The organism is Ferrovibrio xuzhouensis, assembly GCF_042648965.1.
GTDB lineage: Bacteria > Pseudomonadota > Alphaproteobacteria > Ferrovibrionales > Ferrovibrionaceae > Ferrovibrio > Ferrovibrio xuzhouensis.
On sequence record NZ_JBHRYJ010000001.1, the window covers coordinates 558,230 to 584,150 of the forward strand.

Genomic DNA, 25,921 nt, shown 5'->3' on the forward strand with positions numbered 1-25,921 from the left:
CCCGACAGACGGTCACGGCTCCTCCTGCAGCAGCCGGCGCAGGTCGGTCTTCAGCACCTTGCCGTAGTTGTTCTTCGGCAGGGCGGGCAGGAAGCGGTACTGCTTCGGCCGCTTGAAGCGGGCGATATGGTCGAGGCAGAGCGCATCCAGCGTGGCGGCCGTCACCGCCGCGCCGTCACGGCCGACCACGAAGGCGACGACCTCCTCGCCCCAGTCCGGATGCGGCTTGCCGACCACCGAGACCTCGGCGATGTCCGGATGCTGCAGCAACACCTCCTCGATCTCGCGCGGATAGATGTTGCTGCCGCCCGAGATGATCATGTCCTTGCTGCGGTCCTTCAACGTCAGCCAGCCGTCTTCGTCGAAGCTGCCGACATCGCCGGTGTGCAGCCAGCCGCCGAGCAGGGCCTGCGCCGTCGCCTCCGGATTGTTCCAGTAGCCGGCCATCACCACCGGACCGCGGCAGACGATCTCGCCGATCTCGCCCGGCGGCAGCGGGTTGTCGGCGGCATCGACCACGCGCACCTCGACATCGGTGCGCGCCACGCCGGCCGAGCCGATCCGCTCGCGGTAGCGCGGATGGCCATCGTCGACATGCATGCCCTTGTCCATGCCGGTAATCGTCATCGGCGCCTCGCCCTGGCCGTAGATCTGCGCCAGTTTCGGCCCGAGTACCCGCATCGCATCGAGCAGGTCGGCGACATACATCGGCCCGCCGCCGTAAACGATGGTCTTGAGGTTCGACGTGTCGGCCGTGGCGATCTGCGGCGCATGGACCAGGCGATGCACCATGGTCGGCGCGAAAAAGAAGCTGCAGCCCGGCCAGTGCGCGATCAGGTCGAGCGTCTCGGCCGGGTCGAAGCCGCCGGAGTACGGGATTACCTGGTTGGCGCCGCGCGCCACATGGGGCAGGCCGTAGAGGCCGGAGCCATGGCTGATCGGCGCGCAGTGGATGATGCAGTCCTGCGGCCCGACGCGGTCGACATCGGCAAAATAGTTCAGGGTCGCGGCCCACAGGTTGCGGTGGGTCAGCATGGCGCCCTTGGGCCGGCCGGTGGTGCCCGAGGTATAGAACAGCCAGGCCAGCGCGTTCTCGTCGATGTCGCCTGCCATCGGCAGCGGCGCGGCGTCATACAGGCGGGTGAAATCCGTGCTCTCCGCGACGATCAGCCTCGGCGGCGCCGGCAGGCCGCCCAGCAGCGCCGCGAGATCGTCCGCCAGCGCCGCCGAGGCCACCACTAGCTTCGCACCGGAATTTTCGACGATCCACGCCACCTCGCGGGCATGCAGCTTGGCATTGACCGGCACCGCGGCAAGACCGGCATGCCACAGGGCGAACATCAGCTCCCAGTACTCCGGGCTGTTCTTCAGCACCAGTGCCACCCGGTCGCCGCGCTGCAGGCCACCGGCCGCGATCAGCCCGGCTGCCAGCCGGGGCACCCGCGCGCCCATCTGTGCGTAGGTCAGCCGCACCTCGCGCCCGACCGACAGCGCCGGGCGCGTGCCCCATGTTTTCGCTGCCCGCTGCAGCAGATATGCCAGATTCATTGCCGTTCCGCCGTTTCCTCGGGCGACCCTCATGCGGGGTCTTCTTGCGGAATGTTACGCAAGCGCGCCCACGAGTGAAAGCCGCCAAACGAAAGCGGCGCCGGGATGCGGCGCCGCTGGTTCGACCGGTCCGGCGGGCACACGCTCAGGCGTGATGCACCAGGCCTTCTTCCGCGTTGAAGCGGTTCTGATATTTCGGCGCGATGCGCTCGACCGGCAGCAGGATGAAGACGTCGGTGGTGCCGAACTGGCGGTCGACCACGGCGCCGTCGCCGATATAGGCGCCGAGCCGCAGGTAGGCCTTGATCAGCGGCGGCAGGGCATGCAGGGCGGTGCGCGGATTGATCTGGTCGGGCGGCAGCAGGTTCATCGGCTCATAGCGGCTGGATACCGCACGCACCCGCCATTCCTGCGGCGGCAGATGATGGGCATGCAGGTAGCTGAGCGCCAGCGCATGCTGCTGCGGATCGATACCGGGGAACGAGGCGCAGCCGAACATGAAGCTGATGCCATGGTCGGAGATATAGGTCGAGATGCCGCGCCACAGCAGCTGGATGGTGGCATTGGTGCGATAGTCGCGATGCACGCAGGAACGGCCGAGTTCCAGCAGGCCGCCCATCGGGCCGACGAAATCGAGCATCGGCTGCAGATCGTATTCGGAGGCCGAATAGAAACCGCCATGCTGCTCGGCCACACCGCGGCGCAGCAGACGATAGGTGCCGACCACCTGTTCGCCGGCCGGACGGTTGCGGTCGAACACCATCAGGTGGTCGCACTGGGTATCGAACTGGTCGAAGTCGAGGCCGAGACGCGCCATCTCGGGCGACGGCTCGGCAGCCATCTCCTCGTAGAAGACGCGGTAGCGCAGCCGCTGGGCAGCAGCGATGTCCTCAGGGCTCCGGGTCAGGCGGACCTCGAAGCGACCATCGGCGGAGACACACTGCCACCCGCTCCGGGCTTGACGGGGCGGTTGTACAGCCGGCGGGGCGGAGAGTGGCAACTGCATGTTCATTATTCCACTATGGCCATACACTGTGACTCGAACATGTCAAATATATGACACATCTGCGAAAACCCGTCCCTAATAAAATATCTGGGGGCAAATCGCAAATTCCCCACCTAGATATTGGGTAACGGCCGCCACATCCCTGCAACACGCCCGCTTGACAGAGGGCGTGTCAGTCCTCGGCCAGCAGCGGTGTATCGCCGGGTTTCCGCTCGATCCGCGTTGCCGCGCCGCGCCGGGTCAGCCAGGCCAGCAGCAGCAGGCCCGGGATGGCCGCCACCGTGGTGAAAACGAAAAACAGCGGCCAGCCAAGCGGTGCGGCGAGAAAACCTGCATAGGACGACAGCACAGTGCGCGCCACCGCGGTCAGCGACGACAGCAAGGCATATTGCGTCGCCGTGTAGGCGATGTCGCAGAGCGCCGAGAGATAGGCGACCAGCGCCGCGGTGCCCATGCCGCCGGCCAGATTTTCAAGCCCCACGGTGAGCGCGAGAAACCAGACATCGTGTCCATGCAGCGCGAGCGCGGCAAACATCAGGTTGGACAGCATCTGCAGGATGCCGCAGACCCACAGCGCACGATACAGCCCGGCCGCCTGCATCAGCCAACCGCCGAGGAACAGCCCGATCATGGTGGCGCCGAAGCCGTAAAGCTTGCCGACCTCGGCGATCTCCGCCTTGGAGAAGCCGGTCTGCAGATAGAAGCTGGTGGCCAGCGTGCCGGCCAGACTGTCGCCCAGCTTATACAGCATGACGAACAGCAGGATGCCGACCCAGCCCTTGCGCGACATGAACTGCAGGAAAGGACCGGCGGCACTGGCATAGAACCAGGCCAGCAGCCGCGCCAGCGGCCCGGACAGATGCGGCCGCGCCTGCAGCCAGGCGGTCGCCTCGGCAAACCGGCGGTCGGCATCGCCGCGCGGCTTCGAGGCCGGCTCGCCGATCAGCAGCACGGTGATTACGCCGACCAGCAGGGCGGCGGCCATCGCCGCATAGACCAGCGGCCAGGCGAACAGGGTGGCGAGGAAGAGCGCACCGGCCGACGAGACCAGCATGCCGATGCGATAGCCGAACACGATGGCGGCAGCACCGGCGGCGAGCTGGCGCTCCTCGAGGATCTCGACGCGCCAGGCATCGATCACGATGTCCTGGGTGGCCGAGGCGAAAGCGACGGCGACGGCGCAGAACGCGGTGGCGACCAGCGCGCCGGCCGGGTTGCTCAGCGCCAGCGCCGCAATCGCCGCGATCAGCAGGATCTGCGCGAACACCAGCCAGCCGCGGCGGCGGCCGAGCAGATGCGTGAAGCCGGGCAGCGGCAGCCGGTCGACCAGCGGTGCCCACAGGAATTTCAGCGTATAGGGCACGCCGACGAGGGCAAACAGGCCGATCGACTGCAGCGAGGCGCCCGATTCGGTTAGCCAGGCCTGCAGGGTCTGGCCGGTCAGCGCCAGCGGCAGGCCGGATGCGAACCCGAGCAGAACGATGGCCATGATCCGCCGGTCGCGATAGACCGCGAAGGCGGAAACCCAGGCACGCAGGCGCGCAGCTATCGCGCGTTTGGGCGTCACGGATCAGGGCTGTCGGGCATAGCCGAGCGGCTGCAGCGCATCCTTGATCTCGCCAAGAATGGCGGGATCGTCGATGGTGGCTGGCAGGCGGTAATCCTGCGCGTCGGCGATCTTCTGCATGGTGCCGCGCAGTATCTTGCCGGAACGGGTTTTCGGCAACCGTTTCACCACCACCGCCTGCTTGAAAGCCGCCACCGGGCCGATCTTTTCGCGCACCAGCAGCACCAGCTCGCGGGTGATCTGGTCCTCCGCGCGGCTGACGCCGGATTTCAGCACCACGAAACCGAGCGGCACCTGGCCTTTCAGCGCATCGGCGACGCCGACCACGGCACATTCCGCCACATCCGGATGCGCGGACAGCACCTCCTCCATGCCGCCGGTCGACAGGCGGTGGCCGGCGACATTGATGATGTCGTCGGTGCGGCTCATGATGAACAGATAGCCGTCCTCGTCGATGAAGCCGGCATCGCCGGTGTTGTAATAACCGGGGAAGCGCGCGAGATAGCTTTTCCGGAAACCCTCGTCGTTGTGCCACAGCGTCGGCAGGGTGCCCGGCGGCAGCGGCAGCTTGACCACGATGTTGCCGATATCGCCGACCTTCACCGCCTGGCCGTCGTCGTCCAGCACCTGCACGTCGTAGCCCGGCACCACCTTGGTCGGCGACCCGTATTTGACCGGCAGCACCTCGATGCCCATGCAGTTGGCGGCCATCGGCCAGCCGGTCTCGGTCTGCCACCAGTGATCGATCACCGGCCGGTGCAGGCTGTCCTCGGCCCAGTGCACTGTATCCGGATCGGCGCGCTCGCCGGCCAGGAACAGCGTGCGGAACTGCGACAGGTCATACTGCTTCAGCAGCTCGGCCTTCGGATCTTCCTTCTTGATGGCGCGGAAGGCGGTCGGCGCGGTGAACAGCGCCGCCACCCGGTGCTGCTGGATCACCCGCCAGTAGGCGCCGGCATCCGGCGTGCCGACCGGCTTGCCCTCATAGAGCACTGAAGTGCAGCCATGGATCAGCGGTGCATAGACGATGTAGGAATGCCCGACCACCCAGCCGACATCGGAGGCCGCCCAGAACACATCGCCCGGCTTCATCCCGTAGATATTCCGCATCGACCAGTTCAGCGCCACCATATGGCCGCCGTTGTCGCGCACCACGCCCTTGGGCACGCCGGTGGTGCCCGACGTATAGAGCACATAGAGCGGATCGGTGGCCGCCACCGGCACACAGTCGGCCGCCGCCGCCGCCGCGACTTCCGCGTCGAAATCGAGGTCGCGACCCGCCTGCATCGGCCCTTCGTACATCGGCCGCTGGAAGATCAGGCAGTGTTTCGGCTTGTGCGCGGCGATCTCGATGGCCTGATCCAGCAGCGGCTTGTATTCGACCACGCGGCCGGGCTCCAGGCCGCAGGACGACGCGATGATCATCACCGGCCTGGCATCGTCGATGCGGGTGGCCAGCTCGCGCGGCGCGAAACCGCCGAACACAACCGAGTGGATCGCACCGAGCCGCGCGCAGGCCAGCATCGCCATCGCCGCTTCCGGCGTCATCGCCATGTAGATGATGACGCGGTCACCCCTGGTCACGCCATGTGCCTTCATCGCGCCGGCGAGTTTGGCGACACGGTCGCGCAGCTCCAGCGTGGTGAAGCTGCGCACCGTGCCGGTGACCGGCGAATCATAGATCAGGGCGACGCGGTCGCCATGCCCGGCGGCGATATGGCGGTCGAGCGCGTTGTAGCAGGTGTTGGTTTCGGCACCGACGAACCAGCGGTAGAACGGCGGGTTGGACGCATCCAGCACCTGCTGCCACGGTTTGTCCCAGTGCAACTCGGCGGCCGCCTCGGCCCAGAATGCCTCCGGATCGGCCATCGCCGCGTCGTAAACCTGCTGATAGCGGCCCGCCATCGTTTCCTCCCGGTCCGTGTTTGCCGACCTTATGCTTTCCCTGATCTATAGCAGACCTGCGGCCGGCTGTTTAAGCCCCTTCTCTCCGCGGCGGCTTCAGGCGGCAGGCAGCACCTGCAGCATCGTCCGCGGCGTCACCAGCGCCAGCAGGGACAGCAGGTCGGGCAGCGCCAGCGCGATGCAGCCCTCGGTGGGACTGTAATCGGCCCGCGCGACATGCAGGAAGATCGCGCTGCCAAGTCCCGGGATCGGCGGATCGTCGTTGTGCCCGGGCACGACAATGACATCGTAGATGCCGTCGTCGCGCCACAGCCGTTCATGCCGTCCGGCATGGGGCAGCACGACCTGCCGGTTATAGGCGGCATCGGCCGGATCGTCGCACCAGCCGTCCGCCGGCGTCAGCGCGGCGCAGGACAGCCGGGTCTGCGGCGCGGCCGGCAGCCGGTCGGGCCGATAGAGCACCTGGCGCAACGGATAGAGGCCGAACGGCGTGGCGCCATCGCCTTCGCGCTTGTCGGCTTCCGCAACGCAGCCGCCACGACCGAGCGCGCAGCGGAAATCCAGCCCGCCGAAGCGCAGCCGTCCATCGGTGGTGACCGTGATGACATTCATGTGGCGATCAAGCGGGATTCGGTACCGTCAGGCAAGGGCCGGCAGCGGCTTGCCGCAGGGTTCAGTGATACTGGTCCGCCGCACGGGTGCGGTCGGCCTGCTGCTGCATGGCGAAATATTTCTGGTAACCGGCTGCAGCCCGCTCGGACCAGTCGCTGGTTGCCGCCTGCACCGATTCGTCGATGAGTGGGGCCGCGGAGGATGGCACCGAAGCCGGCGCCGGAGCGCCGGGCAGCGAGGCTTTCGCCGTGCCGAACTTGGCGGCCACCGACTGCTGGGTGACCGGCGTGGTGCCGACGGCCCGTGTCGGCGCCACACCGCGCGGGAAGGCCGGGAACCACACGCGGCCATCGGCGCCGACCTGCGGCGCGTCAGACGGCGTCGCAATCGATCGCGCACCCGGCCGGGGGCCCTGCGCCATGGCCGAAATGATCGCCGCGGGATCGGGCTGGCCGTTGCCGCGCGGGGGCTGCGCCGCAACGGGATTGGCCGGGACAGGATTGCTCTGGGTCGGTGATGCTGAATTGGGCGCTGAATTGGTCTGGGCCGCTTCGACCTGGTGCGCGGCCAGCATCTGTTCGACGGCGCGACGCGACGCCAGCTGCTGCTCGGCCAGGCCCTGCGCCAGCTGCTGGCTGTCGTAGGTCGACTCCACCACGGCGTCGTCGGGGCCGACCTCCTTCTGCTTCGGCTCCGGCTCGCTGCCGGCCCAGCGGTATTTCGATTGCGCGGCCGCGGCGCCCGGCGCGCGGCCGACGGTCATCTTCAGGTCGGACTGCGCCTGGGATTGCGGCTGCGCCTGCCGCGCGGCAACCTGCTGTGCCGCAACTTGCTGGGCGGTGGCCTGCGCTGCGGGCGACACGCCGCCGGTATCCTGGGTCGGCTCGGAGGCTGCGGCCACTGCAGTGGCCGGTACAGCCGGTTTGTCCGGCCCGACATCGATGCCGACCATGGCCAGCGCCTGCTGGCCGATGTCCTTGCCGGTGCTTTCCTGCACCATGGCATCGATCACGCCACCGACCAGCCCGATCGGGCCGCCGAACAGGGTATCGCCGGCAATCCGCGCCCCGGGCTGGATCGTGTCGCCGGTGATCGCCCGGTAGATCGTCGAGACGATCGGGATGTGCTGCAGCGGGTTGATGATGTCGAGGAAGTCCCCGAAAGAGAACCCTTCCTTGCCGAACAGACCCGGCTGGGCCGGCATGGTTTTGCCGGCCGCTTCCTGCGCGCGGATATACTCGCTCGGCTGGTCGCTGGCACTGAGGAAGACGGCATCGGTCATGGCATGATCGCGGTTCGGGTCCTTTCCCCAACCGGTTTTGCAAGCCGCGGGCCAGTTATTTACAGCCGTTTTCCAGTGTTTTTATTCACAGCCCATGACCCTGCCGGCAATTCCTGCCGGGTGGCTGACAGGATCTGCAGGCTAGAGATAATGGCCCGACTTTTTCCGCTTGGCGGCTAGATAGGCCTCGTTATGGGCGTTGGGCGGAAATTTATGCGGCACCCGCTCGACCACCTCGATGCCGCAGGCCGCCAGGCCCTTCACCTTTTCCGGGTTGTTGGTCAGCAGCCGGACCCGGCTGAAGCCCAGCCGCTGCAGCATGCGGGCCGCCGGCAGGAACCAGCGTTCGTCGGCATCGAAGCCGAGCCGCTGGTTCGCCTCGACGGTATCGAACCCCTGGTCCTGCAGCTGGTAGGCCCGCAGCTTGTTGACCAGGCCGATGCCGCGGCCTTCCTGCGCCAGATACAGCAGCACGCCGCTGCCGGCCGCGCTGATGGTGCGCACGGCACCGCGCAACTGTTCGCCGCAGTCGCAACGCAGACTGCCCAGCAGGTCGCCGGTGAAGCATTCGGAATGCAGCCGCACCAGCACCGGCTGCTGCGGGTCGGGCTCGCCGATCACCAGCGCAAAATGCTCCTGCCGGCCGTCGCCGGGGCGGAAGGCATAAAGCCGCGCATGCTCGGCATCGGCCACCGGCAGCCGCGCCTGGCTGACCTGCACCAGTGTCTCAGCCTCCGCCATGTCGAAATCCGCCACCGCTTCGCCCGGCACGACCAGCCATGCAGGGTCAATTGCGGCATCGGCGGGCAATGCGACATGAACCGCGGCCGGCAGCAGATAGGCCGTCTTGGCCAGCTTGACGGCCAGCCGCGCGGTCTCCGGCGGCGGCGCCTTGATGCGGGTGAACGGTCCGCGCAGCGGCGCGGCCAGATCGCGGCCGGCATCGGCGAGGTCGCGGATCAGCGTCGCCCGCTCGGCCGCCGGCGCCGGCAGGTCGGCCAGCGGCAGCAGCAGGGTGTCATGGCCGGTCGGGCCGATATGCAGCACGGCAGCGCGCGAGGCGGACAGCGCCAGTGCGGCATCGCCGCCAGCCGGCAGCGCGGCCAGGGCATCTTCCGTCAGGGTCTCGGCCGCCAGCACCAGGGCGCGCTGCTGCTCGGCGCCCTGCCCCAGCGTCAGCAGCACCGGCCGGCCGCGCCGCAGCTCATGGCCGGCCCGGTCGACGGTTACCGCCGCAGAAAGATGGGAAATTCCCGACATGGCACAGGATGTACGACGCCATGGCCGCCCCGGCAAGCCGTGGGTCGCTCAGCAAGCTGCCCGTGGGCATGAGTTGTGACCGGCTGCCCGGCTGGCTAGTCTCGCCCGATGAGCCGCCGCCCGCACCGCACCATGCCCAGTCCGCAGGCCCGGCTGATTGCCCGCGGCCTGCGCCGGCTGATCAAGCCGCGCCGCTTCACCCGCAAGGACATCCCGCTGGTCCGGGCCCTGATGCACACCCTGACCCGCGCCCGGCTGCCGGCCGGCGTGACGGCAGAGCGCGTCAAGGCGCCGGTGCGCGGCGAATGGCTGCGACCGCAACAGGCGCGACGCGGCCGGGTGCTGCTGTACCTGCATGGTGGCGGCTATATCTGCGGGGCGCCGCGCACCCATCGGGCAATCACCGCGCGACTGGCCAAACGGCTCGGCATCGCCGTCTTCGCGCTCGATTACCGGCTGGCGCCGGAACATCCCTATCCCGCCGCGCTGGAAGATGCCCTGGCCGCCTGGCGCTGGCTGCTCGGCCGCGGCTATCGCGCCGACCGCATCTGGCTCGCCGGGGATTCCGCCGGCGGCGGGCTGGCGCTGGCACTGATGCTGGCAGCGCAACGGGACGGCCTGCCGCTGCCCGGCGCCTGCGCGGTGTTTTCGCCCTGGACCGACCTTGCCTGCACCGGCACCGCCATCGAGGAAAATATCGACCGCTGCGCCTGGTTCATGCCGGCCCAGGTGCGCTTTGCCGCCGGCCTCTATGCCGGCACGACGGCGACGACCGACCCGCTGGTCTCGCCGCTCTATGGCGACCTGACCGGCCTGCCGCCGCTGATCCTGCATGCCAGCGACAGCGAATTGCTGCGCGACGATACCCTGCGGCTGGCCGAACGCGCCGGTGCCGCCGGCGTGCCGGTGACGCTGAAGCTGTGGCACGGCCTGCCGCATGCCTGGCCGAATTTCGCCGGCCTGATGCCGGAGGGCGACGCCTGCCTGAACGAGGCCGCCGACGCCCTGCTCGCCCTGCCCACCCGCTAATCCGGGCCGCCCGATAAACCGGCCTGCCGCTTGAGGAAAGCCGGCCGAAGGCGCAGACTCCGACTCGGGCCTGCGACCGGAGGAAATGCGTGCAGGAAAAGGAACTGCGCCTCGCTTTGGTGTGTTTCGGCGGCGTCTCGCTCGCCATCTACATGCACGGCGTGGTCAAGGAAGTCCTCAAGCTGGCGCGCGCCTCGAAGGTCTATCACGGCCTGCCGAAGGACGACGCACGCCACAGCGCCCGCTTCGCCGACCAGGTCCGCCACGGCGATCCCGAATACGACAGTGAGCATGCCTATTTCGAGTTGCTGCAGGAGCTCGGCAAGGAAGTCGACCTGCGCGTCGTCGTCGACGTGATCTCGGGCGCCTCGGCCGGCGGCATCAACGGCATCATCCTCGGCCGCGCGCTGGCACATGACCTGCGGATCGATCATTTCCGCGACCTGTGGCTGCGCGAATCCGACGTCTCGCGCCTGCTCGACCCGCAAAAGCGCGCCAGCCGCTGGAGCAAGTTCTACATGCGGCCGCTGATCTGGCTCGCCTCGCGCTCAAGGCTCGGCCGCCTGCTGATGGACGAGGAGGTGCGCCAGAAAATCTCGATGTTCACGCGCTCGCGCTGGTTCCAGCCGCCCTTCGACGGCCAGCACCTGATGCGCCAGCTGATGGCCGGCCTCGATGCCATGGGCGACCCCGAGCAGCCCGGCGCCTCGCTGATGCCGGCTGGCCAGACGCTCGAGATGTTCGTCACCCTGACCGACTTCTACGGCTACCTGCAATATATTCCGATCCACGATCCGCCGGCGATCCGCGACCGCGAGCATCGCCATACCTTGCGCTTCGGCTATCGCCGCTGGCCGAACGGCAGCGAGCAGTCGGACTTCACCCGCTCGGATGCGCCGGCGCTGGCCTTTGCCGGCCGCGCCACGTCTGCCTTCCCGGGCGCCTTCCCGCCGGCCAAGCTCGGCGACATGGACCGCCTGCTGGAAGAACAGGGCCGGCGCTGGACGCTGAAGCGCGCCTTCCTGCAGAAGAATTTCGCCAACTACTTCAAGGCCGAACTCGATCCGGAGCTGACCTCCTTCGTCGATGGCGGCGTGCTGGCCAACAAGCCGTTTGCCGCCGCGATGAAGGCGATCCGTGGTCGCCCCGCCGCGCGCCAGGTCGACCGCCGGCTGGTTTACATCGATCCGGCGCCGATGCGCCCCGCCCCGCCGCCGAGCGGCCGGCCGCCGGGCTTTTTCCGCACGCTCAAGGGCGCGCTCAGCGACATCCCGCGCAACGAGCCGGTCGCCGACGAACTGATCTGGGTGAACCGCTTCAACGAGCGGGTGCACCACCTGCGCAGCGTGATCGACGCCACCCTGCCGCAGGTGACCCGGCTGGTGCTTGCCAGCGCGCCGCATGACATCGACGGTCCGCTCGGTCTCGATGACATCCGCGCCTGGCGCCAGCAGGCCAGCGAGCGTGCCGTGCAGGATGCCGGCTTCGCCTATGAGGGCTATGTGCGCCTCAAGCTCGGCGCCGTGCTGGAATTCGTCGCCAAGCTGGTCTGCGCCTCCTGCCGCTACAGCGAGCATTCCTCCGAGCGGCGCTGGGTCCGCATGGTGCTGCAGCGCTGGGCCGAGGAACGCCAGGTCTGCTTCAACTCGCCACGTTTCGCCCGCGCCGAACCGGGCACGCCGCCCGACCAGCTGCCGGGCTGGGCGCGTTTCCTGCTGCGCTTCGACGTCGCCTTCCGCCAGCGCCGCCTGCGCTTCCTGGTGCAGCGGCTCAACCAGCTCTATGGCAAGCTCGATGACCCCGAGCAGCGTGGCCTGCAGGCCGCCCGGCTCGACGGCCTGAAACGCACGCTGTACGACGCGCAGGAGGAGTTGCGCCGCTTCGACAACGGTGCCGGCATCGGCGTCGATTCCGCCGCCCAGATCACCCAGCTGTTTTTCCGCCGCATGACCACCACCGACGCCGACGAACTGGCCGCCGATGCCGATGATTTCGCCCGGGCAAATCTGGCCGGCATCGATGCCGCGGTGGATGCGCTGGCCTTCGACATCGACCTCGACCGCACCACCGACGACCTCGACGCCGTGATGGCCAGCCTGCAGCCGGCGGACTGGAGCCCGGCGGCGCGGCGCGACCTGCTGGTCGGCTATATCGGCTTTCCGTTCTGGGACGTGCTGACCTTCACCATCACCAACTGGCGCGACCTCGGCGAGTTCAACGAAATCCGCATCGACCGCATCAGCCCGGAAGACGCCGTCGCCATCCGCAAGGGCAATACGCTGAAGGGCGTCAATCTCGGGCGCTTCGGTGGATTTTTCAGCCGCGCCCATCGCGAGAACGACTATCTGTGGGGCCGCCTGCATGCCGCAGACCGGCTGATCGACATCGTCTGCGACGCAGGGCTTGGTCATGCCGCCGACCGGCTGATCGACCGGCAGGCCCTGAAACTGCGGATTTTCCGGCTGATCCTCGACCAGGAAGCGGTCAGCCTCGCGGTCAGCAGCCGCCTGATCGACGAGTTGCGTAACGAACTCGACATGCTGGCGGCCGCCGGCCCGGCCACCGCCGCAGCGGCCGACGCCACCCCGGCGTAAGCTCCGCCAGCAGCCGGCCGGCCGCTTGTTCCGGCGCCGGAAACGGGTATGCTCGGCGACCCCGAAACTCCCTGTGAGCACACCGTGATCCGTCCTCTCCACACCATCCTGATTGCCGCCGCCCTCGTCCTTGGCGGCACCGCCCTGACGGCCCAGGCCCAGACCACCAAGCCGGCCGGTGGCGACCCCGTGGTGGGGCGGGTCAACGGCCAGCCGATCACCCGCTCGGAAGTCATCGAGTTCTACAGCCAGCTGCCCTCGCCGATGAACCAGATTCCGCTCGAGCAGATCCGCAGCGGCATTGTCAACGAGCTGGCCGCCCGCAAGCTGATCGGCATCGCCGCCGAGAAGGCCAAGCTGGACAAGGACCCCGCCGTCAAGCAGCAGCTGGAGGCCGCCCGCGAGCAGGTGCTGCAGCATGCCTATCTGGAAAAGAAGGTGCGCACCGAGGTTACCGAGGCGACGCTGAAGGCCCGTTACGAGCAGTTGCTCAAGTCGCAGCCGCCGGAAGAGGAAGTGCACGCCCGCCACATCCTGGTGCCGACCGAGGCCGATGCCAAGGCGGCGCTGGAGGAAGTGAAGAAGGGTGCCGATTTCGCGGAAGTCTCCAAGAAGCGCTCGACCGGACCCACGGCTGCCACCGGCGGCGATCTCGGCTTCTTCACCAAGGAAAAGATGGTGCCGGAATTCGCCGAGGCGGCCTTCAAGCTGCAGCCCGGCCAGGTGAGCGAGCCGGTGAAGACCCAGTTCGGCTGGCACATCATCAAGGTCGAGGAGCGTCGTAAGGCGCCGCCGCCGACCTTCGAGGAATCGCGCCAGCAGATTTTCGACATGATGTCGAACGAGGTCGTCGAGAAGACGGTTGCCGATCTGCGCAAGGATGCGAAGATCGAGGAACTCGACTGGCCGGCCGAAGGCGGCAAGAAGCTGCCGGCGATCGCGCCCGCCGAGCCGAAGAAGAAGTAAGCCACAGCCCCCGTTAAGCCACAGCCCGACGTCAGGAGCAGATCCATGGCTGCGCATCCGGTCTCGCCGCTCGCCCCCTCCAGCTATCCGCAGCTGCCGCCGATTGCCGGGGCCCAGTTCGCCACCGGCCTGTCCGGCATGCGCTACAAGGGCCGCGACGACATGCTGGTGATGCAGTTCGTCGCCGGCACCACGGTGGCGGGCGTGTTCACCCGCTCGTCGATGCCCGGCGCGCCGGTCGAATGGTGCCGCAAAATCCTGCCCGGCGGCAGGGCACGCGCGCTGGTGGTCAATGCCGGCATCGCCAATGTGTTCACCGGCAAGGCCGGCCAGCAGTCGGTGAAGGCCACGGCCGACGGCGCCGCCAAGGCGCTGGGCTGCAAGGCGAACGAGGTGTATCTCGCGTCCACCGGCGTGATCGGCCAGATCCTGCCGGCCGAGAAGCTCGTCGCCCAGCTGCCAAAGCTGAAGGCCGCCCTGTCGGGCGACAAGTGGATGGATGCGGCGAAGGCGATCCTGACCACCGACACCTTTCCCAAGCTCGCCACCGCGACCTGCCAGATCGACGGTAAGACGGTGACGATCAACGGCTTCTGCAAGGGCTCAGGGATGATCGCGCCGGACATGGCGACCATGCTGGCCTTCGTGGTCACCGATGCGAAGCTGCCCGCCGATACCCTGCAAGGCCTGCTGAAGGCGGCGGCCAACCAGAGCTTCAACTGTCTGACCGTCGACGGCGATACCTCGACCTCCGACACCGTGCTGCTGTTCGCCACCGGCCAGGCCGGCAACACGCCACATGCCAAGCCGTCCGACAAGCGGCTGGCCGACTTCCGCCGCGTGCTGACCCAGGTGATGGCCGAACTGGCCCAGCTGGTGGCGCGCGACGGCGAAGGCGCGCAGAAGCTGGTCACCATCGACGTCACCGGCGCCAAGAGCGATGCCTCGGCCCGCATCATCGCCCGCGCCATCGCCAATTCGCCGCTGGTGAAGACCGCGATTGCCGGCGCCGATGCCAACTGGGGCCGCATCGTCATGGCGGTCGGCAAGTCGGCCGAGCCTGCCGACCGTGACAAGCTGGTGATCAAGATCGGCGACAAACCGGTGACCCGCAACGGCATGGTGCGACCCGATCACGACGAAGCCTATGCGACCAAGCATTTCAAGGGCACCGACGTGCGCATTGCCATCGATGTCGGCGTCGGCAAGGGCAGCGCGCGGGTGTGGACCTGCGACCTGACCCACGGCTACATCGACATCAATGCCGACTACCGCAGCTGACGATCCGCTCTGCCCCGGCGATGCCGCGGCGCTGCTGGCGCCCAAGCCGGTCGTGCTGGTGGTCGCGGTGGCGCTGGTCGATGCCGATGGCCGCGTGCTGCTGACCCAGCGGCCGCCGGGCAAGAAGCTGGCCGGCATGTGGGAATTCCCCGGCGGCAAGGTTGAGCCGAATGAGACGCCGGAAGCGGCCCTGCTGCGCGAGCTGCGCGAGGAACTCGACCTCGACATCAGCGCCGCCTGCCTGGCGCCCTATACCTTCGCCAGCCATGCCTATGACGATTTCCATCTGCTGATGCCGCTCTACGTCTGCCGGCGCTGGGCCGGGCAGCCCAATCCGCGCGAGGGCCAGGCGATGAAATGGGTGCGGCCGCAGAAGATGGGCGAACTGGAGATGCCGCCGGCCGACCGGCCGCTGGTGGCGATGCTGCTCGACCTGCTGTAGCCGTTAATGCCGGTGCGGCCCGGCCTTGTCGCCAGCGGGAAATTCCACCGTATCGAGCGCCGCGGCCAGTCTTTGCTTGGCCGCGCCGGGCCTGAGCGGTTTCTGCTGGCTTTCATGCGGCGACCAGCCGGTCAGCGTGATCACCTCGAAACTCGCCGGAATGCGACCATCCGGCCCCGCCTGCTGCTGGCGATAGAGTTCGGCCATGCGCAAGAGCGTCGCCCGCCGGGTGAAGCCGCGGCGGCGGCCGATCGCCGCATTGGTCTCGCCCATGCCGCGCAGATCCTGCATCAGGCGGAACGGATCGCCGTAGGTGACGGTGATCGTCTCGCTGTCGGCGACCGGCAGGGCAAAGCCGGCGCGCTGCAGCAGGCCGGCGCCGTCGAGCGTGTCGGCCATCGGTGAGATGCGCGGGCTGGCGCCGCCCTCGATCTCGGCTTCGGCAGCAAGCCAGGCCTGGCGCAGTTCATTCAGCGTGGCCCCGCCCAGCAAGGCGCCGAGAAACAGGCCGTCGGGCTTCAGCGCCCGGCGAATCTGGATCAGCGCGCCAGGCAGGTCGTTGACCCAGTGCAGATTGAGCAGCGCGATCACCAGGTCGAACCGGCCGGCGGCGAACGGCAGGAACTCCTCGTCGCCGACCACATGCAAGGGCGCTGCGGACGAGACCGCATCCAGCGAAACCAGCGTCTCGATGCCGCCACGGGCGCCGAGCCGCGGACGCAGCCAGGCACTGTCGCAGCCCTGCACCAGGGCCGTGGGGAAACTGCGCTTGATATCGTCGAGGCGGTCGAGCAGGCGCTCGGCCACGGCATCGCGCAGGAAATCGTGATCGCCGGGCATGGCCGCCGCGCGGCGGCGCTGGCGCCGTTTGGCGGCGCGGTCGAAAACCAGCATGGTGTCGGTCATGGCCCCATTGTGCCACGGCCGCGACGGCGGCGCCAAGCGCGGCGCCGGGAATAGATGCTCAGGCGGCGAGCGCCATCACATTCATCAGGCGGCGGGCGCGTTCGCCTACCTCGGCAGCCGAACGGCCGGGCTTGTAGAGTGCCGAGCCGATGCCGAAACCGGCGGCCCCGGCCTCCTGCCAGGCCGGCATGGTGCGCTCGTCCATGCCGCCGACCGGCAGCACCGGCATTTCCGGCGGCAGCACGGCGCGCAGGCCGCGCAGCATCGCCGGCGTGAAGGCCTCGGCCGGGAACAGCTTCAGCGCATCGGCGCCGGCGGCGATCATCTTGAAGGCCTCGGTCGGCGTGGCGAAGCCCGGCATGGCGATCATGTTGAGCACCTTCGCCTTGCACACCACATCCGGGTCGGCATGCGGCAGCACGATCATCTGGCCGCCGGCCATGGCGACGCGGCGGACCACCGCGCAGTCCATCACCGTGCCGGCGCCGATCAGCGCGCTGTCACCGAAGCGGTCGGCCAGCCGGGCAATGCTGTCCAGCGGGTCGGGGGAATTCATCGGCACTTCGAGCATGCGGAAGCCCGCATCGAAGAGCGCCTCGCCCACCGGCACGGCTTCTTCGGGGCGGATGCCGCGCAGGATGGCGACGAGCGGGCAGGCTTTCAGCCAGTAGCTGAGGGGTCTTGCGGCCATGGTCATGCCAGGTCCTCCCTTATCAAGCGACCCAGGCGGTATAGTCCTCTCGCGGCAGCGTCTTCCGGTCCGCTTTGCGCCGCGATGCCCAAGGCCTCGTAGGCCATATGATAGCGCCGGGCGAGGTCGGGCGCAGCAACGATTGTGACCGGCCCGCGGCTTCCTGCCGCCCCCCAGTCGGTACCGCGCAGTTCGTGCCCGATCAGCAGGCCGGACAGCAAATCGGCAGCCGCAGGGGCAGCCAGACGGTCGAACAGGCGGTCGGCGCGGATGCCGAACAGGTGCTGCAGCAGGCCGCCCGGCCGGCCGCTGCGCGCCACCCCGGCCACAAACGCCGCGGCATCCATATCGGTTCCCGCCGGCGCCGGCCGCAGCATCGCCGCCAGCAGGCCGTGGCGGGACAGCAGGGCGAAAACCTCGCCGGTCATCGCCGTGGCAAACCGCTCGATCCGGCCATCGCGCAGCCAGACATGCTTGCTGTGGGTGCCGGGCATGCACAGCATCGCGGTGCCGGCCAAGGTCGCCGCCAGCCCGAAAATCTGCGTCTCCTCGCCGCGCATCACGTCGGCGCTGCCGTCCGGCCGCTCGCAGGACAGGCCGGGCACGATCAGGGCGGGACGGTCCGCCAGGGTCACGGATGTCATATGGCGCGCCAGATCGGCCGGCGCAACCGGGCATGGCAGGTAGGGCGCCTCGACCCAGCCCTGGCGGCTGCCGATCATGCCGCAGAGCAGCACCGGGCCGTCGCGATCCTGTTGCAGCCAGTCGCCGATGTCGTGCTGCAGCAACGCGGCATGATCGCCTGGCTGCAGATCGGCAATGCCGCAGGCGACGCTGCGGCGGTCGCGGATCGCACCATCCGCCGCCAGCCGGTAGGCGCGAAAACCGCTGCTGCCCCAGTCGACTCCGATCATGGCGGCAGCGATGACGGCGCGCGGCTCAGGCGGTCAGCCGGGCGCCGCCCGCGGCATCGAACAGATGTACACGGTCGACCTGCGGCTGCAGCCGCACGGTGCCGCCGGGATGGAAGCCATGGCGTTCGGCAAACACGCCGCAGATCTGTGCGCCGCTGAGGTCGGCATAGACGAAGGTGCTGGCGCCGGTCGGCTCCACGACTTCGACCGTCACCGGCAGGCCGGCGCCATCGCCGACCGGCACCAGATGCTCCGGCCGGATGCCGTAGACCACGTCCTGGCCGTCGCGGCCGGCCGGCGCCGCCCCCAGCGGCAGGTCGATGCCGGCCTCGGTGGCGACCCAGCTGCGCCCGCTGTCACGGCGCAGCACGCCGCGGATCAGGTTGATCGCCGGCGAGCCGATGAAGCCGGCGACAAACAGGTTGGCCGGCGTGTCATAGAGGTCGAGCGGCGTGCCGATCTGTTCGACCACGCCGTCATGCATCACCACGATGCGGTCAGCCATGGTCATCGCCTCGATCTGGTCGTGAGTCACGTAAATCGAGGTGGTTTTCAGTTTCTGGTGCAAAGCCTTGATTTCGGTGCGCATCTGCACGCGCAGCTTGGCGTCAAGGTTGCTGAGCGGTTCGTCGAACAGGAAGACATGCGGGTTGCGCACGATGGCGCGGCCCATGGCAACGCGCTGGCGCTGGCCGCCCGACAGCTGCTTCGGGTAGCGGTCGAGCAAAGGCCCGAGGCCGAGAATCTCGGCGGCGCGCTGCACCTGGCCGTCGATCAGGCTGCGGTCGGCGCGACGCAGGCGCAGCGAAAACGCCATGTTCTCGCGCACCGTCATATGCGGATAGAGCGCATAATTCTGGAACACCATGGCGATGTCGCGGTCCTTCGGCGGCACGTCGTTGACCGTGCGCTCGCCGATACGGATGATGCCGGCGGAAATTTCCTCCAGCCCGGCAATCATGCGCAGCAGGGTCGACTTGCCGCAGCCGGATGGCCCGACCAGAACCACGAACTCCCCATCGGGGATGGTGATATCGATCCCGTGAATGACCTCGAGCGCGCCATACTGCTTGCGCACCGCTTCCACACTGACACTCGCCATCTCGGACTCCCTGTTACTTTCCGCCTTTGCGGCGTTTTCTTGTTACGATTTCACTGCCCCCGCAGTGAGACCCGATACCATGTAGCGCCGGAACACATAGTAGACTGCCGCCGGCGGCAGCGCGTAGATCAACCCCGTGGCCATCAGCAGGTTCCACGGCGCCTCGTCGGTCGACAGGAAATGACCGAGCGCCACGGCGAGCGTGATCTCCTTGTCCGCCGACAGCAGCAGGAAGGCATAGAGATACTCGTTCCAGGCCAGCAGCAGGGCATAGGTGCCGACCGCCACCAGGCAGGGTACCATCAGCGGCAGGAAAACCAGCCGGAAAATCTGCAGCGGGCCGGCGCCGTCGATGCGGGCGGCCTCGTCCAGTTCGCGCGGCAGTTTGTCGGCATACTGCTTCAGTACCCAGATCGCATAGGGCGAGGCGAAAGTGACCATGGTCAGGATCAGTGACCACTGGCTGTTCAGCAGCCCGTAGGTCGCCATCACCTTGTACATCGGGATGGCGAGGAAAGCCGGCGGCACCAGATAGGTGGCCAGCGCGAGGTTGGACACCAGCCCGCCGCCGCGCACCCGCAGGCGGCTGATCGCGAAAGTGGCCGTGGCGGCGATGAACAGGGTCAGCGCGCAGACCGCGCCGGCGACAAAGGCGCTGTTCCACAGCTGGATCCAGAAATGCTCGAGGTAGTAATGGTCCTGGTGCAGCACGGTGCCGAAATTCTCCAGCGTCGGTCGCTTCGGCCACAGCGCGCCGGCGAACGTCTCCGACTTCGGCGTGATCGCCATGACCAGCAGGTGGTACAGCGGGATCAGCGTCCACACCAGGATCGGCACGGCGATCAGCACCAGTTTGCCCTCGCGCCACAGCCGCCTCATGCCCCGTCCTCCCGCCGCATGCGGCGCAGCATCAGGATCATCAGCGGCAGCATCACCGGCAGGGCCACCACCACGGTGCTGACGCCAGGCTCGATCTCCGACATGCCAAACGCGTAGCGGATGCCGAGCGTCGCCAGGGTCTGGGTCGCATCGGCCGGGCCGCCGCCGGTCAGCAGGTAGATCGAGTTGAAATCGCCAAGGCTCATGATGGTCGAGAGCAGAGTGCAGGTGATGTAGAGATTCTGCATGCTCGGGAAGGTCACGAAGCGGAACTTCTGCAGCGTGCTGGCACCGTCGACATCGGCGGATTCATAAAGATCCTTCGGGATCGCCAGCCGACCGGCCAGCAGGATCAGGGTCCAGAACGGCAGGTATTTCCAGATATGCACGGTGCAGATGGCGGCGAGACCCGACCAGCGGTTCAGCAGCCAGACCGGGCCCTCGACCTGGAAATACTTGAAGATCAGGCTGTTCACCATGCCCCACTCGGCATTCAGCATCCAGCGGAACGACAGGATGGTGGGGATCGACGGCACCGCCCAGGGCAGGATGAAGATCACGCTGAGCCAGCGGATCCAGCGCTGCTCATGGGTGAAGAACCCTGACAGCAGCAGCGCGAGGAACAGCTTCAGGTTCACCGCCACGCCGAGGAAAACCACCGTATTGACCATGGTGCTGATGAAGACCGGGTCCTGCCACAGCCGGACATAGGCCGCCGGGCTGCTGCCGAGCCACAGCCCGTACAGTACCGGATAGACGACGAAACCGCAGAACATCACCAGATAGGGCACCAGCAGGATCAGGCCCCAGATCGTCTCCTGACGGAAACGGCCCGGGGCCTGCAGCCCTGCGACAGCCTGATGCCCCAGCGAAGCAACAGCCGTCATCGGCCGGTCAGCCTTCGACCAGCTGCTTGATGCGGGCGAACATCTCGTCGACCGCCTGCTCCGGCGTCAGCTTGTCCTGCACCACACGGCTGATGGCGCGACCCCAGACGTTTTCCGCATTCACCGTGGTGAACTTGTAATTGTAGACGAACTGGAAGGGCACCGTCGGCTGCTTGACGAACTGCTGGTAGACGATCTTGCGGTGCGGATCTTCCGTAGTCCAGAACGGCCGCTCGGCCGATTCCTTCATCACCGGGAACCAGCGCCCGAGCGAGCCCTCGGTATAGGGCGTCAGGTTTTCGGGCTGCAGCAGGTAGGCGAAGAATTCCTTGGCCCGCTTCTTGTTCGGCGCATCGGCGAAGACCACGGCGATCTTGGTCGACACGAGATTCGGCAGCGGTTTGCCATCCGGCTTCTTCGGCCAGGAGATCGTCTTGGCCAGTTCATAGTAGTTCTTCTTGGCGACCGCCTTCTCTTCCTCGGTCTTCGCCTTGTTCATGTCGTCGATGTATTTGGCGACGATCGAGATGGTGGCGTTATGCGTCATCACGGTGGTCTTGTTCTGGAAGGCGACGTTGTTGTCGACATCCTTCCAGGCCAGCGACCCCGGCGGCGTGCAGCCCTTGATCAGCGTGCCGGTGTAATCCTTCAGGGCATTGACCATGCCGGCCTTGACCTTGGGATCGTTGATCAGCAGCTTGCCGTTCTTGTCGACCGGCGAGGCATCATAGGCATTCACGAAGGACAGGAAGCTGAAGAAGGTATCCGACGCCTCCACCGAAGACGGCTGGCCGATGCCATAGACGCGCATGCCCTTCTTGCGCAGCGCCGGCTGCACCTTGTCGCACCAGAAACCCCAGAAGCCGTGCCAGTCGGTCGGAATGTCGGCTTCCTTGTAGCCGGCCTCGGCCAGCATGTCGGCCCAGTAATGGGCATGCATGGTCTGCTGGTAGATCGGGATGGCGTAATAGGACCGCGTGCCGCCCGGCCCTTCCAGATTGGCGCTGTTCAGCACGCCGTCGAGGAACTTGTCCTTGACCGGGGTGATGATGTCGCTGACATCCTCGAGCTTGCCCTCATAGGCCCATTTTCCGGCCGTGCGGAAATCGTAGGTCCAGCCGAAGGCGCCGTCGGGCGGCGTCTTGGCTTCCACGGCGGACACCGACTTGGTGATGATATCCTCGACGCCGAACAGGCTGAGCTCGATCTTGACCCCGGTCTTTTTCTCGAAACCGGCGATCACCTTGTTGAGCGCCTCGTCCTCGGCCGGATAGAAGCCCTTGTTGAACCACAGCGTCAGTTTTTCCTGAGCCATGGCCTGCGGCACGGCGGCGAAAACGGTGCCGGCCAGCAGCAATCCCAGAAGCTTGCGCATTATGTTGTCCTCCCTGACGGACATATGTTTTTTTCGTTTGCGGACTTGCCGTTGCCGGATCGATGCCGCCGCTTCATTTGCATCTGATATATCAGATTAGCCAGCCCGGTCCGGCCTGCCAAGCCGGAAACCGACTCTTTCTGGCCGGTTTCGGCGCCGGTCAATCAGGCGCCGAACCGGACCCCGCCATCTCGCTTAATACGCGATCCCCCGAGATGTGATTCTCAGTGGCTGTGCCGCGGCACCCCGGCGGTTTCGTCGACGCGCTGGTACCGCACCGCGAAATCGAGGCAGGCGCCGGTATCGAGCTGTCCGACCGTGCGACCGTGCAGTTCCTCCCATGGCGTTGCCACCGGCAGTTTCGGCGGCACCCAGGCCTTGCGGCGGCGGTCGAGCTCCGCCGCATCGATCATGATGTCGGCGCTACGCTTGCGCAGATCGATCCGCACACGGTCACCGGTCTGCAGCAGCGCCAGACCGCCACCGACGGCGGCTTCCGGCGACGCATTGAGGATCGACGGGCTGGCCGAGGTGCCGCTCTGGCGGCCGTCGCCGACGCAGGGCAACAGCGTAACACCGGCCTTCACCAGGCGATCGGGCGGCAGCATGTTCACCACCTCGGCGCCGCCGGGATAGCCGACCGGCCCGCAATAGCGGATGAACAGGATGCTCCGGTCGTCGATCGGCAGCGATTCGTCATTGATGCGCTTGTGATAATCCTCCGGCCCCTCGAACACGATGGCGGTGCCCTCGAAGGCATCGGGGTCGCCCGGCTGCTCGAGATATTTCTTGCGGAAGGCCGGGGAGATCACCGAGGTCTTCATGATCGCCGCATCGAACAGGCTGCCCGACAGGACGGCAAAGCCCGCCTCGGTCAGCAGCGGCTTGGCATAGCTGCGGATCACCTTGCGGTCGGGCTCGCCGACGTTTTTCAGGTTCTCGGCCATGGTGCGGCCATTCACGGTCAGCGCATCGCCGCGCAGCTTGCCGGCCTGCAGCAGTTCCCTGAGTACGGCGGGCACGCCGCCGGCGCGGTGGAAGCTCTCGCCGAGATATTCGCCGGCCGGCATGCAATTGACCAGCAGGGGGACCTCGTAGCCGATCTTGTCCCAGTCCTTGACGTCGAGGTCGACGCCGATGTGGCGGGCGATGGCGTTGACATGCGGCGGGCAGTTGGTCGAGGCGCCGAGCGCGCTGGCAGCGACGATGGCATTCTCGAAGGCGGCGCGGGTCAGGATCTTCGACGGCCGCAGGTCCTCGTGCACGATCTCGACGGCACGACGGCCGGTCTCGTAGGCGATCTGGCCGCGCTCGCGGTAGGGCGCCGGGATCGCCGCGCAGCCCGGCAGCGACATGCCCAGCGCCTCGGCCATGCTGTTCATCGACAGTGCCGTGCCCATGGTGTTGCAGTGGCCGGCGCTGGGCGCCGAGGAGGCGACCATCTCGAGGAATTCGTCGTAATTGATACTGCCGGCGGCGAGCAGTTCGCGGGCATGCCACAGCACGGTACCGGAGCCGGCGAGCTGGCCCTTGTACCAGCCGTCCAGCATCGGCCCGCCCGACAGCACGATGGCCGGGATGTCGACCGTAGCCGCCGCCATCAGCACGCCGGGCGTGGTCTTGTCGCAGCCGGTGGTCAGCACCACGCCGTCAATCGGGTAACCATGCAGCAGTTCGACGAGCGTCAGATACAGCAGATTGCGGTCGATCGCCGCGGTCGGCCGCCGGCCGGTCTCCTGGATCGGATAGGTCGGAAACTCGATCGGAATGCCGCCGGCGGCGATGATGCCGTCGCGCACCCGCTTGGCCAGTTCGAGGTGGTGGCGGTTGCAGGGCGACAGGTCGCTGCCCGACTGGGCGATGCCGATGATCGGCTTGTCGCCGCGCAGCTCGCCCAGCGTCAGGCCGTAATTCAGGTAGCGTTCGAGATACAGCGCGGTCATCCCCGGATCATGGGGATTGTCGAACCATTCGCGGCTGCGCAGGCGTTTCTTCCCGGTCATTGTTTCACTCCCTCGACGGACGGCTTTCTACTAGCTTTTGATCTGGCGCTCCCGGTGCAGGACGAACAGCCCGCTGGCGACGATAATGCCGGCACCGGCCAGCATGGCCAGGGTCGGCCGGTCGGCAAAGAACACCCAGCCGAGCAGGATCGCCCAGATCATCGATGTGTAGGTATAGGGCACCACGGTGGCGGCCGGCGCCAGCCGCAGCGCCTGGTTGACGCACATATGCGCCCCGGTGGCCACCACGCCCATCAGCGCCAGCAGCAGCGCGGACTGCAGGTCGAGCGGCTGCCAGCCCCAGGGCAGGGCCAGCAGGCCGGCCAGGCCGACCGCCAGCGTGTGATAGACGATCAATGTCAGCGCACTGAAGGCGCGCAGCCGCCGCGTGGCAATCATCATCAGCGCGTAACACAAGCTGCCGGCCAGCGCGATCAGGGCAGCCGTGCTGAACACGCCGCCGGCGGCCGGCTGCAGTACCAGCATCACGCCAATAAAGCCGATCCCGACGGCGAGCGCGCGGCGCCAGCCGACCCGTTCGCCGAGTAGCGGAATCGCCAGCACGGTGACGATCAGCGGGGTCGCCTGATAGACCGCCATCACGTCGGCCAGCGGCAGGTGGCGCACCGCCAGGTAGAAGCAGCTGACCTCGGCAACGATCAGCAGCGCCCGCAGCAGATGCCGGCCGGGCTGAGCGACGACGAAGACCTCGCGCGGCCCGGCCCGCCAGACCAGCGGCGCCAGGATGACCAGCGCCGAAACCGAGCGGACGAACAGGATCTGGCCGACGCTGAGGCTGGCCACCATCCACTTGCCCAGTGCGTCGTTGCAGGTGAACAGCGCGGTGCCGGCCAGCATGAAGGCGATGCCCTGCCACTGCGCCGCCCCGAATGCCATGCCCGCGTCAGACGCAAGGCTGCGTTCAGCCACCGCGCTTCTCCCGGCCGCGGGCCTGTTCCTGCAGCATGATCTGGTAATCGCGCGAGGCGGCGCGGATATGGACGCCGAGCAGGCTGAGCGCCTTGGTCTTCTCGTGTGCCTTCAGCAGCTTGACGATGTTCTGGTGCTCGGCCAGCGAATCCTCGACGGTGCGGTGCTTCGACGTGACCTTGGCGCGCAGCGCCTGGATGCGCATCTCGAGCTGTTCATGGGCCAGCGTCAAATAGCGGTTGCCGGCCCGGGTGAGGATATGATGGTGGTATTCGGTGTCGAGCCGGCGATAGGCCGGCATGTCGTCTTCGGCCACCGCCTTGGCCATCCTGCGCACATTGGCCTCCAGCGCCGCGACGAGGCCCGCCTCGTCGTTGCCCAGCGCATCCCGCAGTGCAGCACTTTCCAGGATGACACGATACTGGCACAGTTCGGCCGCCTCTTCCGGCGCCATGGTGAAGACGAAGCTGCCGCGCTGCGGCTGGATGTCGACTAGGCCTTCCAGCTTGAGTTGCAGCAGGGCCTCGCGTACCGGGGTCTTGCTGATGCCAAGCTGCGCGGCCAGCACGTTTTCCGACAAAGCCTCGCCCAGCATCAGTTCGCCGTTGGTGATCCGCGTGCGGACATGCTCCTTCACCAGTTCGGTCAGGGATTTCGGGCGTTCCAGGCGCGTGGCGCGGACCGCACTGCTTTTGGCCATGTCGGCTGAACCTTCCAGAGGTGTTGCCAGAGGTGTCGTCGG

At 67.3% G+C, this 25,921-nt stretch carries 22 protein-coding genes; 5 read left to right on the forward strand and 17 right to left on the reverse strand.

Going from position 1 to position 25,921, the window contains the following annotated elements; translation table 11 throughout:
• Positions 1-12: 12 nt before the first annotated feature.
• The 7 genes from ACFOOQ_RS02625 to ribA form a co-directional block, all read right to left on the reverse strand.
• The gene (locus ACFOOQ_RS02625) at positions 13-1,548 is read right to left on the reverse strand and encodes an acyl-CoA synthetase (protein WP_379721356.1); all 1,536 of its coding nucleotides are present in this window, start codon (positions 1,546-1,548) and stop codon (positions 13-15) included.
• 145 nt (positions 1,549-1,693) lie between these two features.
• A complete protein-coding gene (locus ACFOOQ_RS02630) occupies positions 1,694-2,455 on the reverse strand; it encodes a GNAT family N-acetyltransferase (RefSeq protein WP_379725303.1) in 762 nt (253 codons plus the stop codon).
• Positions 2,456-2,726: 271 nt separating this feature from the next.
• Positions 2,727-4,121, reverse strand: coding sequence for an AmpG family muropeptide MFS transporter (locus ACFOOQ_RS02635; RefSeq protein WP_379721359.1), 1,395 nt, complete (start codon positions 4,119-4,121; stop codon positions 2,727-2,729).
• A gap of 3 nt (positions 4,122-4,124) precedes the next feature.
• Positions 4,125-6,026 (reverse strand): propionyl-CoA synthetase, encoded by a 1,902-nt coding sequence (locus ACFOOQ_RS02640; RefSeq protein ID WP_379721362.1) that lies wholly within the window; start codon positions 6,024-6,026, stop codon positions 4,125-4,127.
• Between the two features lie 96 nt (positions 6,027-6,122).
• Positions 6,123-6,638 carry a L,D-transpeptidase family protein gene (locus ACFOOQ_RS02645; RefSeq protein WP_379721365.1) on the reverse strand — a complete coding sequence of 172 codons (516 nt, stop codon included), beginning with the start codon at positions 6,636-6,638 and terminating at the stop codon, positions 6,123-6,125.
• A gap of 61 nt (positions 6,639-6,699) precedes the next feature.
• On the reverse strand, positions 6,700-7,920 hold the full coding sequence (locus ACFOOQ_RS02650) for a hypothetical protein (protein WP_379721368.1): 1,221 nt from the start codon (positions 7,918-7,920) through the stop codon (positions 6,700-6,702).
• Positions 7,921-8,061: 141 nt separating this feature from the next.
• Positions 8,062-9,180, reverse strand: a complete 1,119-nt coding sequence (gene ribA / locus ACFOOQ_RS02655; RefSeq protein ID WP_379721371.1) for a GTP cyclohydrolase II — start codon at positions 9,178-9,180, stop codon at positions 8,062-8,064.
• Between the two features lie 108 nt (positions 9,181-9,288).
• On the opposite strand from ribA, the gene ACFOOQ_RS02660 reads away from it, so the two are divergent.
• From ACFOOQ_RS02660 to ACFOOQ_RS02680, 5 genes are all read left to right on the forward strand, one after another.
• Complete coding sequence (locus tag ACFOOQ_RS02660) at positions 9,289-10,209, forward strand: alpha/beta hydrolase (RefSeq protein ID WP_379721374.1); 921 nt, start codon at positions 9,289-9,291, stop codon at positions 10,207-10,209.
• Between the two features lie 89 nt (positions 10,210-10,298).
• The gene (locus ACFOOQ_RS02665; RefSeq protein ID WP_379721378.1) at positions 10,299-12,803 is read left to right on the forward strand and encodes a patatin-like protein; all 2,505 of its coding nucleotides are present in this window, start codon (positions 10,299-10,301) and stop codon (positions 12,801-12,803) included.
• 84 nt (positions 12,804-12,887) lie between these two features.
• Positions 12,888-13,769 carry a peptidylprolyl isomerase gene (locus tag ACFOOQ_RS02670; protein WP_379721381.1) on the forward strand — a complete coding sequence of 294 codons (882 nt, stop codon included), beginning with the start codon at positions 12,888-12,890 and terminating at the stop codon, positions 13,767-13,769.
• 45 nt (positions 13,770-13,814) lie between these two features.
• Positions 13,815-15,050: a bifunctional glutamate N-acetyltransferase/amino-acid acetyltransferase ArgJ gene (argJ, locus tag ACFOOQ_RS02675; RefSeq protein WP_379721384.1), complete on the forward strand. Its 1,236-nt coding sequence runs from the start codon at positions 13,815-13,817 to the stop codon at positions 15,048-15,050.
• Positions 15,031-15,492: a (deoxy)nucleoside triphosphate pyrophosphohydrolase gene (locus ACFOOQ_RS02680; protein WP_379721387.1), complete on the forward strand. Its 462-nt coding sequence runs from the start codon at positions 15,031-15,033 to the stop codon at positions 15,490-15,492. Before argJ ends, ACFOOQ_RS02680 begins: the two co-directional genes overlap by 20 nt.
• Positions 15,493-15,495: 3 nt before the next feature.
• On the opposite strand, the gene ACFOOQ_RS02685 is transcribed toward ACFOOQ_RS02680, so the two are convergent.
• From ACFOOQ_RS02685 to ACFOOQ_RS02730, 10 genes are all read right to left on the reverse strand, one after another.
• On the reverse strand, positions 15,496-16,398 hold the full coding sequence (locus ACFOOQ_RS02685) for a methyltransferase domain-containing protein (RefSeq protein ID WP_379721390.1): 903 nt from the start codon (positions 16,396-16,398) through the stop codon (positions 15,496-15,498).
• A gap of 58 nt (positions 16,399-16,456) precedes the next feature.
• A complete protein-coding gene (locus ACFOOQ_RS02690; RefSeq protein WP_379721393.1) occupies positions 16,457-17,089 on the reverse strand; it encodes a 2-dehydro-3-deoxy-6-phosphogalactonate aldolase in 633 nt (210 codons plus the stop codon).
• A 2-nt stretch (positions 17,090-17,091) separates the two neighbouring features.
• A complete protein-coding gene (locus ACFOOQ_RS02695; RefSeq protein ID WP_379721396.1) occupies positions 17,092-18,003 on the reverse strand; it encodes a 2-dehydro-3-deoxygalactonokinase in 912 nt (303 codons plus the stop codon).
• Positions 18,004-18,028: 25 nt separating this feature from the next.
• Positions 18,029-19,105, reverse strand: coding sequence for an ABC transporter ATP-binding protein (locus tag ACFOOQ_RS02700; RefSeq protein WP_379721399.1), 1,077 nt, complete (start codon positions 19,103-19,105; stop codon positions 18,029-18,031).
• 42 nt (positions 19,106-19,147) lie between these two features.
• Positions 19,148-19,984 (reverse strand): carbohydrate ABC transporter permease, encoded by an 837-nt coding sequence (locus tag ACFOOQ_RS02705; RefSeq protein ID WP_379721402.1) that lies wholly within the window; start codon positions 19,982-19,984, stop codon positions 19,148-19,150.
• The gene (locus tag ACFOOQ_RS02710; protein ID WP_379721405.1) at positions 19,981-20,871 is read right to left on the reverse strand and encodes a carbohydrate ABC transporter permease; all 891 of its coding nucleotides are present in this window, start codon (positions 20,869-20,871) and stop codon (positions 19,981-19,983) included. Before ACFOOQ_RS02710 ends, ACFOOQ_RS02705 begins: the two co-directional genes overlap by 4 nt.
• A 7-nt stretch (positions 20,872-20,878) precedes the next feature.
• Positions 20,879-22,246, reverse strand: a complete 1,368-nt coding sequence (locus ACFOOQ_RS02715; RefSeq protein WP_379721408.1) for an ABC transporter substrate-binding protein — start codon at positions 22,244-22,246, stop codon at positions 20,879-20,881.
• Between the two features lie 224 nt (positions 22,247-22,470).
• Entirely contained in the window at positions 22,471-24,249 is a 1,779-nt protein-coding gene (locus tag ACFOOQ_RS02720; RefSeq protein WP_379721411.1) for an IlvD/Edd family dehydratase, read from the reverse strand.
• Positions 24,250-24,279: 30 nt separating this feature from the next.
• A complete protein-coding gene (locus ACFOOQ_RS02725; RefSeq protein WP_379721414.1) occupies positions 24,280-25,179 on the reverse strand; it encodes a DMT family transporter in 900 nt (299 codons plus the stop codon).
• A complete protein-coding gene (locus tag ACFOOQ_RS02730; RefSeq protein WP_379721417.1) occupies positions 25,172-25,879 on the reverse strand; it encodes a GntR family transcriptional regulator in 708 nt (235 codons plus the stop codon). Before ACFOOQ_RS02730 ends, ACFOOQ_RS02725 begins: the two co-directional genes overlap by 8 nt.
• Positions 25,880-25,921 lie beyond the last annotated feature (42 nt).

What these genes read in the sequence shown, in the direction of transcription:
- ACFOOQ_RS02685 (WP_379721390.1), bottom strand. Translation starts at nt 16,398, where the DNA reads ATGACCGACACCATGCTGGTTTTCGACCGCGCCGCCAAACGGCGCCAG.
- ACFOOQ_RS02690 (WP_379721393.1), bottom strand. Translation starts at nt 17,089, where the DNA reads ATGGCCGCAAGACCCCTCAGCTACTGGCTGAAAGCCTGCCCGCTCGTC.
- ACFOOQ_RS02650 (WP_379721368.1), bottom strand. Translation starts at nt 7,920, where the DNA reads ATGACCGATGCCGTCTTCCTCAGTGCCAGCGACCAGCCGAGCGAGTAT.
- ACFOOQ_RS02640 (WP_379721362.1), bottom strand. Translation starts at nt 6,026, where the DNA reads ATGGCGGGCCGCTATCAGCAGGTTTACGACGCGGCGATGGCCGATCCG.
- argJ (WP_379721384.1), top strand. Translation starts at nt 13,815, where the DNA reads ATGGCTGCGCATCCGGTCTCGCCGCTCGCCCCCTCCAGCTATCCGCAG.
- ACFOOQ_RS02730 (WP_379721417.1), bottom strand. Translation starts at nt 25,879, where the DNA reads ATGGCCAAAAGCAGTGCGGTCCGCGCCACGCGCCTGGAACGCCCGAAA.
- ACFOOQ_RS02645 (WP_379721365.1), bottom strand. Translation starts at nt 6,638, where the DNA reads ATGAATGTCATCACGGTCACCACCGATGGACGGCTGCGCTTCGGCGGG.
- ACFOOQ_RS02660 (WP_379721374.1), top strand. Translation starts at nt 9,289, where the DNA reads ATGAGCCGCCGCCCGCACCGCACCATGCCCAGTCCGCAGGCCCGGCTG.
- ribA (WP_379721371.1), bottom strand. Translation starts at nt 9,180, where the DNA reads ATGTCGGGAATTTCCCATCTTTCTGCGGCGGTAACCGTCGACCGGGCC.
- ACFOOQ_RS02680 (WP_379721387.1), top strand. Translation starts at nt 15,031, where the DNA reads ATGCCGACTACCGCAGCTGACGATCCGCTCTGCCCCGGCGATGCCGCG.
- ACFOOQ_RS02695 (WP_379721396.1), bottom strand. Translation starts at nt 18,003, where the DNA reads ATGATCGGAGTCGACTGGGGCAGCAGCGGTTTTCGCGCCTACCGGCTG.
- ACFOOQ_RS02710 (WP_379721405.1), bottom strand. Translation starts at nt 20,871, where the DNA reads ATGACGGCTGTTGCTTCGCTGGGGCATCAGGCTGTCGCAGGGCTGCAG.
- ACFOOQ_RS02705 (WP_379721402.1), bottom strand. Translation starts at nt 19,984, where the DNA reads ATGAGGCGGCTGTGGCGCGAGGGCAAACTGGTGCTGATCGCCGTGCCG.
- ACFOOQ_RS02700 (WP_379721399.1), bottom strand. Translation starts at nt 19,105, where the DNA reads ATGGCGAGTGTCAGTGTGGAAGCGGTGCGCAAGCAGTATGGCGCGCTC.
- ACFOOQ_RS02720 (WP_379721411.1), bottom strand. Translation starts at nt 24,249, where the DNA reads ATGACCGGGAAGAAACGCCTGCGCAGCCGCGAATGGTTCGACAATCCC.
- ACFOOQ_RS02715 (WP_379721408.1), bottom strand. Translation starts at nt 22,246, where the DNA reads ATGCGCAAGCTTCTGGGATTGCTGCTGGCCGGCACCGTTTTCGCCGCC.
- ACFOOQ_RS02625 (WP_379721356.1), bottom strand. Translation starts at nt 1,548, where the DNA reads ATGAATCTGGCATATCTGCTGCAGCGGGCAGCGAAAACATGGGGCACG.